Here is a 13,709-nt window from a genome sequence, read left to right as displayed (position 1 = left end):
AATATTTTTAATATTAATTTATAAAAAAATTCAAATTGACAAAATAAATATAAGTTTAGATTAATATCAGCTTTTGCTATCTAGCTTATATTGAGTTCGCATTATTTAATAAAATTTAATGAATTTCTTCTGATATAAATTCAAGATTACTATCTAGATTATTAAAATTTAGGCCAACAAGTACTATCTTTTTATTTTTATCTAAAAACTTATGATAATACTTTTTATCTTTTATTTGTTGAAGAGCAATTTGAACTGATTGATTAACTTTAAATTCAAAGATATAGATAATATTCTTAGTCTCTAAAATTAAGTCAATTCTACCGGTATTAGTAATAGTCTCAGATTGAGCATTACCAGAAAGTACACTTAAGATAAACTGAATTAGAATATGATAATCTTTTTCTTTGAGATCTTTAGCAGTTAAAGTATATGGAATATGAGCAAATATATTTTTTTGCAGCAATTATATTTAATTCATTATTAAGATTTTTTCTTATAAAAAGATCGTAAATATATTTTGTTTTATCTATATATAAACAATTGCCCTCTATCATATCTTTAAAGGAGCTTATATATATTGGTAATTTTTTTAAAATCATAATCTCTCAAAATATAATAACCATTAATAAAGATTTTTTATTTCTTATGATAGTTATTTTTACAATTTAATTAATATTTTATTAATTTCAGTTTAATAAATAAATTATAAAATTAATATTAATTAATTTAATATGAACTTAAACATATTAAATATCAAATATGACTTATTATTTACTAATACCTCTCTGCTTTAAATGCCTATGTCTTTAAGAATGCTAAAATTTATACTACTATACTGCTCAAAGTATGCTTTCGTTAAATTATCGACTTTCACTTTATATAATAATTTATATAAATGTCTTTTTAAAATGCTACAGATGATTATGGTAGAATAGCTTTAATGGTTTCATTACACCAATAACAATTTCAAAATTATCAAAATGTTAATCCAAGCCAAAGCTAGTATAGGAATCAAAGATAATGCAGGCAATACCGCTTTAATAATTATTCGCAATGAGATTACCATTTATTATAAGAATATCTGCCGCGGTAGCGGTAATGTGGCTTTATGCATTCTTTAATAGATAATAAAGATATAGATACTAAATTTTTAACAAATTTTTCTCTATCATTTCTGCATCTTTGATTTTTTCAAGCTCAAGTGCCTGATCAAGAGAATAGTTATCTATTTTAGTTCTCATTAATTCTTGAGTAGTTGCTACAGTACCAGCCATTTGTGCAATATCATTTACAAGAGATCTAATATAAGTTCCATGAGAGACTTGAGTTTTGATTTTTAAATAAGGATCATTAAACTCTAATATATCTATACTATATATTTTTACCTCACGTTTTTTATTTTGAGATATTTTATTTAGATCTTGCTCTGATAATTTTTTATTTCTTGCTAATTTATATAAAGCTTTTCCCTGATATTTAAGAGCAGAATAAATAGGAGGGATTTGTACATAATTATCTTTTAACTCTTCAATAGAATTTTGAATAGAATCTTGAGTAATCGCATGATCACATTCTTTTATAATTGAGCCAGTAAGATCTAATGTATCTGTTAATATTCCTAATTGAGCAGTTGCTATATACTCTTTATCTGAATTGAGAAACATACTAATTTTTTTTGTATATTCTCTTGATATTGCTATTATCATCAAACCTGTGGCAAAAGGGTCTAAAGTCCCCGCATGACCTATTTTAGTATTTTTAGGTAAAAATTTTTTAAGATATCTTATAACTTGAAAAGATGTTATGTCCTTAGGTTTATTAATAAGTATGAATCCTGATAAGTTACTCATTAGACTCTTTCTAAACTGAATTGTTAATTATTTAAGTTATATTCTTATTTTATCATATATTATAAATTCTTGTAGATAAATTTTTGATAAAATAATATAATTATTATCTCAATGTTTTTTTAATTAAAATTCAAGAATATAGTTTTTTATAATTTACTTTTAATTTAATTTAGGTGTTGCTTTATGAATCTTTCTCATATTAAAATTGGTAAAAATTTTCCAGAAAGTGTAAATGTTATTATAGAAATCCCTCGGGGTTCTAATAATAAATATGAATATAAAGAAGATATTGATGCGATTGTACTTGATCGTGTTTTACATTCTCCATTTTTTTATCCAACTGATTATGGATTTATTCCTCAAACTAGATCAGAAGATGGAGATCCTCTTGATGTTCTTGTTTTAATAAAACAACCTACTTTTTCTGGTTGCATATTAAAAGCTCGACCTGTAGGTGCTTTAGATATAGAGGATGAAAAAGGACGTGATTATAAAATTATAGCAGTTGCTGAAAATGATCCTTATTATAACTATGTTCATAATTTAAATCAGGTTAACGAACATTTAAGAGATGAAATTAAACATTTCTTTCAAGCATATAAAGAATTGGAAAAAGGTAAAACTACTCATTTTAGAGCTTGGCTTGATAAAGAACAAGCACATGAAATTATAAGACTTGAACATCAAATTTTCTTGGATGAAAAGAAATAAGAATTATATTTGTTATTTGAGTTGCACTTTCTATAATATTTATATTATCATAATATTACGTCTAATTATTATGAAGTAACTATTAGGTTCATCAACGAATGAATACTTTAAGAAGAATTATAAATTATGCCCAAATTAATAAATTTACTTTATTTATAGCATCTATTTTTTCTGCTATAAATAAGATAATCGATGTTTTTCCCGATTTATTGATAGGTATGGCGGTAGATATAGTAGTGAATCAAGAAGCCTCTTTCTTATCTAATTTTGGCATTTTAAATCCACGTTCACAAATTATTACCTTGGGTATTATAACTGCTATTACTTATATTTTGGAATCTCTAACAGAACTAGTACATTCTTTTTTATGGCGTAAAATAGCTCAAGATATACAGCATAATATTAGAGTTAATACTTATAATCATTTACAATCTCTTGAAATAGGGTACTTTGAAGATAAAAGTGTAGGAAACTTATTAAATATCTTGGTCGACGATATAAATCTTCTTGAACAATTTTTTAATGATGGAGCCAATGATATAATAAAGTTATTAGTAAGCACTTTAACTGTAAGTGCTATTTTCTTTTACATTTCTCCAACGATTTCTTTGTTTGCCTTTTCTTCTATGCCTATTATACTGTTCATTACTTCATATTTTCAAAATCAATTAAAGAAAGCTTACTTTAAAGCTCGTCAAGCAGCAGGAAAAATATCTTCTTTAATTACACATAATATATTGGGTCTTGTTACAATTAAGGCCTATACAGCAGAAGAGTTTGAAAGTAAAAACATAGAGCAAGCAAGTGACTCATATCGTAACGCTAATAAAATTTCTATTATATTTAACTCTATTTTTAGTCCTATAATTAGAATAGCAATTATGGGTTCTTATATTGTTACTTTAGTTTTAGGTGGCTTATATGTACTTGATGGAACTTTAGCAGTTGGATCTTATAGCATATTGGTTTTTTTAACTCAAAGATTACTTTGGCCTTTTGCTGATCTTGCTTGGTTAGTAGATCTTTATGAAAGAGCTATGACCTCAGGAAGAAGAATACTTGATATTGCAGAGGTACCTGTTGAAATAACAGATTTAACAGTAAATCAAGAATTAGTACCAACCAATATTAAAGGTCATATTATATTTGATTCTTTATCCTTTACCTATCCTAATGGAAAAGAGATATTCAAAGATCTATATATTGAAATTTTACCAGGCCAAACCATTGCTTTTGTAGGCTCAACTGGATCTGGTAAAAGTACTATTGTTAAGCTACTTCTTAGGTTTTATGATATATCCCAAGGCAAAATCTTAATAGATGGAACTGATATTAACTCTGTTACTAAAAAAAGTTTAAGAGAAACAATATCACTTGTTAGTCAAGAGTTATTCCTAGTGCCCGGAACTATCTATGATAATATTGCTTATGGGCAAACTAATGCTACACTTGAAAGAGTAGTTAAAGCAGCAAAAATGGCTCAGGCTTATAATTTTATTATGGCTTTACCAGAACAATTTAATACCATAGTTTCTCAATCGGGTCTACAATTATCAGGTGGACAAAAACAGAGACTTTCTATTGCAAGAGCTATATTAAAAAATGCTCCTATTTTTGTATTTGATGAAGCTACTTCTGCTCTTGATAATGAAACAGAAAGAGCAATTCAAATATCTCTTGAGGCAATAGAAGAAGATCATACTACTATAATTATTGCTCATAGATTATCAACTATAAGAAATGCCGATAAAATTTTTGTTCTTGATAATGGAACAATTATAGAAACCGGAAAACACGATGAACTTATAGAACGTAATGGAATTTATGCCCGTCTTTGGAAACTTCAAACTGGTGAAACTTTTTAATTAATTATATCACTTAAATATTTTCCTATTTGCATTAATATTGATTTCCTACTTGATTTTTTTGTATTTTTAATAATATATACTTAAAAATAAATAATTTTTAGGAAAAAATATTATAATGAGAAAAAGATTAAATTTTATAATTTTGTCATTATCTATCAGTTTTTCGAATAATTGCTTGTTATCCATGGAAGTTGATAAAGAACAAGGTCAAATTGAAAAAACTGCCTCTCATAATATAATATGGGCTATAACTATTGGTAGTATAGATAAAGTTAAAGATCTTATAAGAGAAAGAGCTAATTTAAATATTAAAGAAAATATTTTAGGCAATACTCCTTTAATGATCGCAGTTCTATCTAATAATCTAAATATAGTTAATTTGCTTACTGATGCCAAAGTTAATCTAGATATAAAGAATAGTCATGGTCTAACAGCTCTAATGTTAGCTATTTTAAATTCCCGTAATAAAATAGCTAAAACGATTATTAATGCTAGAGCTAACTTAGATATTCAAGATAATTTTGGAAATACAGCATTAGATATTGCTCAAACTTTAGGAAATAAAGAAATAATTGAGTATATAAAATTAAAAATGTAACTTTAAGGAGAAAATATGATTAAGAAGTTATTAATTTTATCTTTAACAATTATAAATATAACTACCATTATTAATAGTAACAATGGTGGTGGTTTTGTAATTGTCCCAAAACATTATACTATTAACTACGATTGTAATAAGGCTAAATATCTTTGTGAAAATGGATCTGATCATTGGTGTGACATCTTACATCAACACTGTCAGAAAAAGTAGTATAATTTATTATTTTAGACTCCCTCTTGAAGAGGGAGTTTTAATTTAAATTTGAAGGCAATATAAAAATATTGAACAAGTCAATTATATCAAAAATACTCTTATTTTAAAAAAGTTTTCAAGACACTATTTGACCAAAGTTTGGTAAAAAAGTGAACATTAATTTTTTTAATATAACATAAGGATATTAATTAAAATAAATCACAGAAATATCCTAAAATTATATTTCTAATTTCTATAGGCAATTTCTCAATTTCTTCCAAGGGAAGATCATCAAAAAAATAAAAATGTAATATCTTTTTTTGATATAAATTATAAAGAACAGTAAAGGTATCTCTAAATTCTTGTTTTAGTTTCTCCTGATCTTTTTGCGAATCTTGATTAAACATATAAAATAATAATTTAGAAATAGGGTTACTCAAAAGGTATATATAATTTAAATTTTTTAAATTTCTTAAATTGCAATGTATACTTTTAATCTTATTGCCAATAAAATTCATCTGCATTATCTTCTTTAAAGTCTCTACGTCTTTAGGAATATTATCTAATTCATTAAAACTCATATCTAAAGTTCTCAATTTTTTTAATAACTTTAAATTTGAGGGCCATACTTTAAATTGATTGTTTTTTAAAATAAGAGATTCAAGTTTAATTAAATTAAGCAAGTCTAAATTTTTTAATTGATTATTACTTATATCTAATAGGGTAAGTTCAGTAAAATTAAGAGCTGGCATTTCTTCAATTTTATTATAAGCTAAATTTAATTCTCTTAACTTAGATAAAATATTAATATCTTGAGATATAGTAGATATATAGTTGTTTTCTAGATCAATGCATTCTAGGTTATTTAAGTTTAATATACAATCTATAGAAGTAATTTTATTATTTTTAAGAATAAGGACTACTAAATTACTAAGACCTTGAAGATCATCTATTTTTTGCAAATTATTATTTGATAGAACCAGAACTTGCAATTTAGAAAGCTGATCTAAATTTTTTATTGTCTCTAGATTGTTACTATCTAAATCTAGAATTCTTAAGTTAATTAAAAATTTAGTTTTTTTAGATAGTTTACTTATTTTGTTATTAGATAATAATAACTCTTGTAGACTTTCTAATTCGAAGAACTTTTTAGGAAGTTCTTTAATTTTATTATAGCTTAAATCTAACTTTTCTAAATTTTTTAGATCTGATATTGAATCTGGTAAACTTTCTAAAAGATTATTACTTAAATTGAGAATTTTTAGACTATTAAGTGTAGTAATTACAGCAGGAAATGCATAAATTTTATTATTAGATAAATTTAATATTTCAAGAAAAATTAAATGTTGAAACTCTTCAGGTAAACTGTTAATTTTATTAGAGCATAAATCTAAACAATACAAGTTTTTTAAATCCTTAATATCCTTATCTATTATAACTAATAAATTATTAGATATCATTAAAGAACACCTATTTATATCTTTTAGATCTATAAGTTCAGAATTTAGTTCCGAATCTTTAACCTTAACTTTAGATATACCCTTTACATCAGATAGTCTTAAGTCTTTTAAATCTACAGTTTCAGTATTTGCACTATATTTCACTTGATTATTTAATAGATAATCAGATAAAGTTGTTTTTTTACTTTCTGTATCTAATAACATACTGTATGCCGAATAACTTATATTAAAGCATAAAAATGCCAAAAATAAATTTAAGACATGTCTTTTATTTAAAACTTTCATAATTATCACCTTAATTAATTAAATTATTTACTTTTATAAAATTATAAATCATATTAGATAATTTGTAAACACCATTAAATATAATTATTGAAATTATTTAATATTATAATGTAAAATAATACTATAATAGAATTAAGAGCAGGCAAGTATAATAGTGATCATAAAATTATAGGGGAAAGAATTATGAAAATGTATAATAAGTTTTTGTTTTACATGTTTTCCATGATATTAATTGTAAATATACTTCAATTTAGTCAAGTGAATAGTGTTGCTCTAGGACATACTGTAGAAATAGGAAAGTTAGGTGCTAATAAGCTAACTTTAAAAAATAATACTGGATCAAACTTAAAAGTAGAAATATCCTATAATTCAGAAAATGGAGCAAATACTACTAAGAAAGATTTTCAAGTAGTAAAAAATGATAGTCTTGTTATCGAGCCTGCTATAAATTTAAATGATAAAGTATTACTTTTGAAGAAAATAATAATAGGAACTCAAACTCCCTCTATAGATATAACTTCTCAATTAGAGAATCTAATTAAAGAAAAAAATTTAGGAACAGAAGATCTAACGGTTTTTTTAGGTTATAAGTATTCCTTAGGATCTCCTTTAGGAGGATTCGTAATAGAAAAGGTTAAAAGAACTTCAAAGCAAGATTCTGATATAAGTAATATAAGAAAATTTAATAAATTAACTTTAACCAATGAAGCTATACAACCTATTTTGATTAAAGAGACTATTTTATATAAATATTCGAATAATTCTACTAAAGTAGACGATTCTGTACTAGGATTGCGTGAAAATCAAACAGTAGATATCGATGTGATAAGAGGTAGCGGGCTACAACAGACCGGTATACTCATAGATATGAGTCTAGCGCTTCTTCCGGAGGGAACAAAAAACTTTACTCCCTACTTGATAAATAAAGGAGCAAATTTGAGCTGGAATAAAGTTGATCTTGAATCCATAGATAAGTATATGCCATCAGGATCTAAGAAAGTCAAAGCTGCTATTATTAGAAAGTCTACTTTATTAAAATATTATCCAGAGTTAGCAGATATACATTATATAGACTAAAAATACCGGTAATAAATTATCTAATTTTAATAATTAATAGGACTTTACTTACGTTGATTTTGTAAAGTTCTATTAATTTTCTATAAATTAATAAACGGAGGTGAATAATGAGATTAAGAAATATTATGCTTGCACTACTAATGGTTACAGGGTTTGTCAATACAGCTATTATATCGCGTGGCGGCGGCGGCCATGGCGGTAGTGGACACATGGGTGGTGGCCATATGGGCGGATACGGCCGTGGAGGATATGGCCATGGTGGATATGGTAGAGGAGGCTATGGTTATGGCGGATATGGAAGAGGATATGGTAGAGGTGGTTACGGTTATGGTACAGGCTTAGGATTAGGATTAGGTCTGGGACTAGGATTACCTTATGCTTATTATGGTGGCTATACTAGCCCGTATTATTACGATAACAATTATTATTATGATGGTTATTATTATTAATTAAATAATGAATAAATTAAAGAGATCAGTATAAATAATATTATACTTTTCTCTTTACTAATATTATATAAAGCTCACTTTATGTTATTTTAATTTATAAAGCAACTCTATGAATTCTGAAATAGGAAATATTAATACGGATACAATATTTTAAATAACTTAATTTAACTTATAAATTACTGATTATAGACTGTTATGTTATATATTTACCGTAAAATTAACTTGATTTACAATTCTTTTTATAATGTATTTTTAGACAACCAACCTAATATTGGCACTTGCATTGTACGGTCATTTAAATAAAGTAATTTATTCGTAAACCTCCAAAGTTCTATCCAATCTGCTACCGTACTTTGTATTACGTTTTTATCTGTAGGTTGATAAACATTATATTTTTTTGCTATTTTACAAGCTTCTTCATAAATCTCTTCTTCTATATTAACTCCATTGGTAATTAAAGATTTGACTAAATTATAATGATTATGTTTACAAGCCATCATAAGTAATTCATAAAAAATGGATGACTTATCAGTCTTTGAGCAAATTATCTTTAAAATTTGTTTATCTGTAAGTAAATCTGAGACTTTTTGTAAAGAATTGGCAATCTCATCAGAATCTAAATATAGTTCTTGAGTATTTATAAATTCCTTTATTTGATTAATTTCTACTAAGAATGATTGAAAAAATATTTTTTCTGATGTCTGAAATAAAGCCGCTTGATGTTCTAAATCATTTGTTATACTTTGCTCTTTCATAGAAATCAAATCGATATTTAATATACTTAAAATTAATAGTATTTTGTATTTCATTCTTATCCTATTATTAAATTGAATTAAAATAAACATATAACATAATTATTAGTCTAAGTTTCAGAATACTTAGCTAGTTCCTTTTGTCAATAAAAATATTTTTATGTTAATTTTAAGTATTTATTTTTAACTTTTTAAGTAATTCTATACGCTCATTTGATGAAGGATGAGTACCAAACCAACTATTTACATAGTTAAAAAGTCTATTGCTAGGCTTGTTATGATTTGACTTAAACAATTCTAAGAGTTTAACTCCTCCTTTTATATCTCCTAAATTTAAAGCAGCATCTCTATCGGCTTGTTTTTCATTAAATCTTGAGTAGCATGTCAAGGTAAATGCTGACATTGCTAGTAATCCAGGACTAAGTACCAAATTTGAGCTCAATAGATTTTGAAATTTTTTAGGAAGTTTATTTTTATAAGTCTTTAAATAATTTTTATCAATATATTTTGAAATATAATAGCTTAAGAGTCCTGTTGTTAATGCACAACCTGAGGTTACTGCTATCATTTTTAATGTATGTTGATTTTTAATGTGCATAAGTTCATGTGCTATTAAAAATTCTTTTTGGTCTTGAGATAATTTATCTAAAAATGATTTACTAAAATAGGCATTACTAAATGAAACAAATGCATTGTTTTGTCCAAATTTTTGAAGACTATGATTATTCATTTTGAAAATATTTATATTAAAGTTATTCATCTTAAACCGATTGATCATACCTTTGATAAAATCCTCATTTTTTTCGTCTAGTTTTTCCTGTCCAAAGTTAAATATTTTTGAAACCAGATTAGAACTTGTATTTTTAATTTTGTCTATACAAGAAAAAAAACCTGAACTTAGATTAAAATTAATGCCCAGAATTATTAGACTTATTATAACTTTATTTGTAATCTTATTGATTTTATTTATTTCTACCATTGATAATTTCCTCCATATCTTACCTTTAGTATATACTAGTCTTTTAATTATTAAAAATGGGGTACATTTTTATATTATCTCAATATAAATATTTTTCTTATTAAAATTAAAAAATTATTATATTTTCAATATGGCATCTTTATTGATATTTTAAATAATTCAGTTACAATATATAAATATATAAAAATATAATTTAGTATTTAGAGGTTAAAGATATGCTTAATAGAAATAGTTTTATCAATTATATCCTGAGGGTTTTGAGTATTTTTATAGGTTTATCCTTATATCCTATGCAAAAAGATGAAGTCTTTGTAGAAACTACTAATAGCTGTAAATATATTAATAGCTTAAAATATTTGGCTGGAAAAAAAATATTAGATCATTACAAAAATTTAAATACAGAGCAACCATTAGAAATTGTTTTTAAAAAAATTAGCATAGGAGAATTAATAGATTTCTTAGAAAAAATTAGAGCAATAGAATCAATCGATATGCCATATAATCTTAAACAATCATTTATTAATATAATTAGTTCTCATAGTTTAAATGATATTTTAAGTGCTTTAGATGTAATAAATACCTTAGAGAGTTATTGTGAAAAGGATACACATGACAATTTAGTAATAGAGAATGAATATAGTGATCAAGAAGAATATGAAGAAGAAATAAATCTTCTAACTAAGGATGAGCTTAAACTATTAAAAGAAGATTTGCATTCTTGCAATCAAGTAATGTTTAACTTGAATCCTACCTTATATTTAATAGAAAGGCTATCTTCTTTTAATTGGTCTTTTTTTGTAATTTTTCACGATAAAGTGTTGAAATTAAAAAACTATTATTTAGCTACATTAAAACAAGATAAAGATAATTATTCTGCTTACTATTTATTGATAAAAATATGCTTATTTTTTAAAGATTTTGATTTATTATCTAATTTATTTTCTAACTTTGACATAGATGGAACCCGCTTTACAAATATAAGATCGGTTTATAATATATTACCTGATTCTGAAAACGCAAAGAACCTTTTAAAATTAAGTATTATACTTTATTACATAGAATCTAATATAGAATATACTAAAGATCCAATTGATTGGATAAAAATAAGTGAAATTATTAAAGAATTTGTCAAAACAGATATAACTTTATTAAATTTAGTTGCTGACTTAATCTTTAGGACAACGGAATTATATGCATGCTTTAGTCAAATAGAATTAGAGAGTTTTATAAATCTCTACGAAAAACATTTGCTAGATAGTGAAAATCAGCTTGATTTATATCAAAGTCAAGATAGCACATTAAGACTTCGTTGTCTATGCATGTTAAAATCCAGTAATAGAATCGATAAGAACTTTTTAATTGAGAAATTCAAGGAATATAAAAAACTAGAAGATAGAGTTTCTATGTTTTATTTGGAAGAAATAGTCTATATATTAAACAGATTATACCTATCTGAAGAAAAAATAACATTACCTGTAGAAATAGAAAATATAACTAATAATGTAAGAGAACTTTTTAGCGATATATATGATAAATCTCTAGTGAAAGAAAACTCTATGAATCACATTTAAAATTAATCAATCTTATTGAATTTATTAAAATTGCTAAATCGGGAACAGCATGAAATAGAGCTGCTTGTATAGGAGATATCAACTTGCAAAAAGCTAATATTATTCCGATTATATGAACCAAGGCAAAGCCTATAAATAAATTTTGTTTAATAATTCGAAATGTTTGTTTAGATAATTTATAAATAAATAAAATTTTTGTTAGGTCATTGTTCATTAATACTATATCTGCTGCCTCTATCGCTGGTTCCATAGCCATCTGCCCCAAGGCAATTCCTACATTTGCTTGTTTAAGCGAAGGAGCATCATTGATTCCATCTCCTACCATTAAAACTTTATGACCTTTTTGTTGCAATTGCTTGATTTTTTCTATTTTTTGATCAGGAAACATATCTCCAAAAGCATTATCTATTTTGAGTTCTTGCGCTACTTGTTTTGTTATTTCTTGATTATCACCACTTATTATATAAAAATTGAGTATATTTAACTTTTTTAATTGCTCTATGGTATATTTAGCTTCAGGTCTAATTTTGTCTGATATACAAATTTTTCCATAGATATTATTATCACATCCAACATAAAATACCGTTGTTGATAAGTGGTTTTGACATACTTTATCCTCAAATTTTATATTTCCGTATTCGGGTGATTCAACAAAATGTTTATTTCCAATAAAACAGTTTCTATTATTATGATTAATATTAATACCATGACCAGATACTAGCTCAAATTTATCAGGACTTAAAACTTCTATATTCCAAGCCTCAGCTTCTTTTAATACAGCCTTTGAAATAGGATGACTAGACAATTTTTCAGCCATTGACGCTACTTCTAGTATTTCTTTAACTGTATGTTTATCTGAAAATGAATGAATATCAGAAACTTCAGGTTGACCTAATGTTAGTGTTCCAGTCTTATCAAATATAATTGTATCGATTTTTGCTAATTCTTCTAAAAAAATTCCTCCTTTTATAAGAACACCATTTCTAAATGCAGCTGTTACTGCTGATATAATTGCAAGGGGAGTTATTAGTGTTAATTCTATTGGAGAGCCAAATACCAAAATAGTTATAATTAACTTTATATCGCGCGTAAATAACCATACAATTATCACAAAAATTAGCATAGCTGGAACCACTATAGAAGCTATTTTATTTGTAATAGTTGATATCTTTGCTTTAGATTCTTGAGCAATCTCTATTTTTTCTTTAATTTTTCCAAATAAAGTATCGGTGCCGACTTTTTCTACTTTTAGTTTTATATTACCGTTTTCAATAAAAGTACTTGCATAAACCTTATCATTTTTACTTTTATCTTTTAAAGTACTTTCGCCTGTTAAAGCAGCCTCATTAATTTGAGCTATACCATCAATTATAATACCGTCTACTGGTATTAATCCTCCAGATTTAACTGTGATTACCATACCTTGGAGTACTTCATTTATATTTATTATTTTCTCTTTAGAATCAATTAAGACTGTAACTTCTTTTGGAGTTAATTTAACTAAACTTTCAATTGCATCTTCAGTTTTCATTTCTATAATGCTTTCAACTAACTTTGCTATGAGCATTATGAGTAATATAATAGAAATAGTTTTATATTCATGACCTGTTATGCCAATTATAGAGGCAATAATTAAAAATAATTCTGTTGAAATAACTTTGTTATGATATAGTTCCTTTATTGCAACCATCGAAATATAAATTATTTCAAGAAAAATAGCTAAGTATATGTAACTATAGGAAATAATATTCAATAAACTAAAGGTTAAAAGTAAAGCAATTAATGAAATATATACTAAAAATAATATCTGTTCTTTAATTTTGATCATAATAATAATAAAAAAATGATAACATTTTAATTTTATATTCTATAATAATAACAATAATTTAGCAAATCTCTTTTAAATATATT

The 13,709-nt window shown here is 25.2% G+C and carries 15 protein-coding genes; 8 read left to right on the top strand and 7 right to left on the bottom strand.

The window, feature by feature from the left end; genetic code table 11:
• Positions 1-115: 115 nt before the first annotated feature.
• Both BABL1_RS00240 and BABL1_RS05585 read right to left on the bottom strand, forming a co-directional pair.
• A complete protein-coding gene (locus BABL1_RS00240) occupies positions 116-466 on the bottom strand; it encodes a PD-(D/E)XK nuclease domain-containing protein (RefSeq protein ID WP_023790955.1) in 351 nt (116 codons plus the stop codon).
• Complete coding sequence (locus BABL1_RS05585) at positions 417-602, bottom strand: AAA family ATPase (RefSeq protein WP_146617254.1); 186 nt, start codon at positions 600-602, stop codon at positions 417-419. The genes BABL1_RS00240 and BABL1_RS05585 overlap by 50 nt, the downstream gene beginning before the upstream one ends.
• A gap of 381 nt (positions 603-983) precedes the next feature.
• Here BABL1_RS05585 and BABL1_RS05475 point away from each other — a divergent pair, with 381 nt between their 5' ends.
• Complete coding sequence (locus BABL1_RS05475) at positions 984-1,124, top strand: hypothetical protein (protein ID WP_171814714.1); 141 nt, start codon at positions 984-986, stop codon at positions 1,122-1,124.
• Between the two features lie 21 nt (positions 1,125-1,145).
• On the opposite strand, the gene truB is transcribed toward BABL1_RS05475, so the two are convergent.
• Positions 1,146-1,853, bottom strand: coding sequence for a tRNA pseudouridine(55) synthase TruB (truB, locus tag BABL1_RS00235; RefSeq protein ID WP_023790953.1), 708 nt, complete (start codon positions 1,851-1,853; stop codon positions 1,146-1,148).
• 183 nt (positions 1,854-2,036) lie between these two features.
• On the opposite strand from truB, the gene BABL1_RS00230 reads away from it, so the two are divergent.
• The 4 genes from BABL1_RS00230 (at position 2,037) to BABL1_RS00215 (ending at position 5,243) form a co-directional block, all read left to right on the top strand.
• Positions 2,037-2,564 carry an inorganic diphosphatase gene (locus tag BABL1_RS00230; protein WP_023790951.1) on the top strand — a complete coding sequence of 176 codons (528 nt, stop codon included), beginning with the start codon at positions 2,037-2,039 and terminating at the stop codon, positions 2,562-2,564.
• Between the two features lie 98 nt (positions 2,565-2,662).
• Positions 2,663-4,429 (top strand): ABC transporter ATP-binding protein, encoded by a 1,767-nt coding sequence (locus BABL1_RS00225; RefSeq protein ID WP_023790949.1) that lies wholly within the window; start codon positions 2,663-2,665, stop codon positions 4,427-4,429.
• Positions 4,430-4,547: 118 nt separating this feature from the next.
• Entirely contained in the window at positions 4,548-5,030 is a 483-nt protein-coding gene (locus BABL1_RS00220) for an ankyrin repeat domain-containing protein (RefSeq protein WP_023790947.1), read from the top strand.
• 15 nt (positions 5,031-5,045) lie between these two features.
• Complete coding sequence (locus tag BABL1_RS00215) at positions 5,046-5,243, top strand: hypothetical protein (protein WP_023790945.1); 198 nt, start codon at positions 5,046-5,048, stop codon at positions 5,241-5,243.
• Positions 5,244-5,434: 191 nt separating this feature from the next.
• Here the strand turns inward: BABL1_RS00215 and BABL1_RS00210 are convergent, their stop codons facing one another.
• Complete coding sequence (locus BABL1_RS00210) at positions 5,435-6,970, bottom strand: leucine-rich repeat domain-containing protein (RefSeq protein ID WP_023790943.1); 1,536 nt, start codon at positions 6,968-6,970, stop codon at positions 5,435-5,437.
• Between the two features lie 183 nt (positions 6,971-7,153).
• On the opposite strand from BABL1_RS00210, the gene BABL1_RS00205 reads away from it, so the two are divergent.
• The gene (locus BABL1_RS00205; protein WP_023790941.1) at positions 7,154-8,047 is read left to right on the top strand and encodes a hypothetical protein; all 894 of its coding nucleotides are present in this window, start codon (positions 7,154-7,156) and stop codon (positions 8,045-8,047) included.
• A 107-nt stretch (positions 8,048-8,154) separates the two neighbouring features.
• Entirely contained in the window at positions 8,155-8,496 is a 342-nt protein-coding gene (locus BABL1_RS00200) for a hypothetical protein (RefSeq protein WP_023790939.1), read from the top strand.
• Positions 8,497-8,735: 239 nt separating this feature from the next.
• Here BABL1_RS00200 and BABL1_RS00195 read toward each other — a convergent pair whose 3' ends face one another.
• Together BABL1_RS00195 and BABL1_RS00190 are read right to left on the bottom strand one after the other, a co-directional pair.
• Positions 8,736-9,305, bottom strand: coding sequence for an ankyrin repeat domain-containing protein (locus BABL1_RS00195; RefSeq protein ID WP_023790937.1), 570 nt, complete (start codon positions 9,303-9,305; stop codon positions 8,736-8,738).
• 112 nt (positions 9,306-9,417) lie between these two features.
• Entirely contained in the window at positions 9,418-10,227 is an 810-nt protein-coding gene (locus BABL1_RS00190) for a M48 family metallopeptidase (RefSeq protein ID WP_023790935.1), read from the bottom strand.
• A 290-nt stretch (positions 10,228-10,517) separates the two neighbouring features.
• On the opposite strand from BABL1_RS00190, the gene BABL1_RS00185 reads away from it, so the two are divergent.
• Positions 10,518-11,798, top strand: a complete 1,281-nt coding sequence (locus BABL1_RS00185) for a hypothetical protein (RefSeq protein ID WP_171814713.1) — start codon at positions 10,518-10,520, stop codon at positions 11,796-11,798.
• Here BABL1_RS00185 and BABL1_RS00180 read toward each other — a convergent pair.
• Positions 11,782-13,488 (bottom strand): heavy metal translocating P-type ATPase, encoded by a 1,707-nt coding sequence (locus BABL1_RS00180; protein ID WP_171814712.1) that lies wholly within the window; start codon positions 13,486-13,488, stop codon positions 11,782-11,784. The genes BABL1_RS00185 and BABL1_RS00180 overlap by 17 nt on opposite strands.
• Positions 13,489-13,709 lie beyond the last annotated feature (221 nt).

The organism is Candidatus Babela massiliensis, assembly GCF_000513475.1.
In the GTDB taxonomy this organism is placed as follows: Bacteria; Babelota; Babeliae; order Babelales; family Babelaceae; genus Babela; species Babela massiliensis.
This window is presented reverse-complemented; position numbering and strand designations above follow the sequence as displayed.

What these genes read in the sequence shown, in the direction of transcription:
- BABL1_RS00215 (WP_023790945.1), top strand. Translation starts at nt 5,046, where the DNA reads ATGATTAAGAAGTTATTAATTTTATCTTTAACAATTATAAATATAACT.
- BABL1_RS00200 (WP_023790939.1), top strand. Translation starts at nt 8,155, where the DNA reads ATGAGATTAAGAAATATTATGCTTGCACTACTAATGGTTACAGGGTTT.
- truB (WP_023790953.1), bottom strand. Translation starts at nt 1,853, where the DNA reads ATGAGTAACTTATCAGGATTCATACTTATTAATAAACCTAAGGACATA.
- BABL1_RS05585 (WP_146617254.1), bottom strand. Translation starts at nt 602, where the DNA reads ATGATTTTAAAAAAATTACCAATATATATAAGCTCCTTTAAAGATATG.
- BABL1_RS00180 (WP_171814712.1), bottom strand. Translation starts at nt 13,488, where the DNA reads ATGGTTGCAATAAAGGAACTATATCATAACAAAGTTATTTCAACAGAA.
- BABL1_RS00220 (WP_023790947.1), top strand. Translation starts at nt 4,548, where the DNA reads ATGAGAAAAAGATTAAATTTTATAATTTTGTCATTATCTATCAGTTTT.
- BABL1_RS05475 (WP_171814714.1), top strand. Translation starts at nt 984, where the DNA reads ATGTTAATCCAAGCCAAAGCTAGTATAGGAATCAAAGATAATGCAGGC.
- BABL1_RS00190 (WP_023790935.1), bottom strand. Translation starts at nt 10,227, where the DNA reads ATGGTAGAAATAAATAAAATCAATAAGATTACAAATAAAGTTATAATA.
- BABL1_RS00225 (WP_023790949.1), top strand. Translation starts at nt 2,663, where the DNA reads ATGAATACTTTAAGAAGAATTATAAATTATGCCCAAATTAATAAATTT.
- BABL1_RS00230 (WP_023790951.1), top strand. Translation starts at nt 2,037, where the DNA reads ATGAATCTTTCTCATATTAAAATTGGTAAAAATTTTCCAGAAAGTGTA.
- BABL1_RS00185 (WP_171814713.1), top strand. Translation starts at nt 10,518, where the DNA reads ATGCAAAAAGATGAAGTCTTTGTAGAAACTACTAATAGCTGTAAATAT.
- BABL1_RS00195 (WP_023790937.1), bottom strand. Translation starts at nt 9,305, where the DNA reads ATGAAATACAAAATACTATTAATTTTAAGTATATTAAATATCGATTTG.
- BABL1_RS00205 (WP_023790941.1), top strand. Translation starts at nt 7,154, where the DNA reads ATGAAAATGTATAATAAGTTTTTGTTTTACATGTTTTCCATGATATTA.
- BABL1_RS00210 (WP_023790943.1), bottom strand. Translation starts at nt 6,970, where the DNA reads ATGAAAGTTTTAAATAAAAGACATGTCTTAAATTTATTTTTGGCATTT.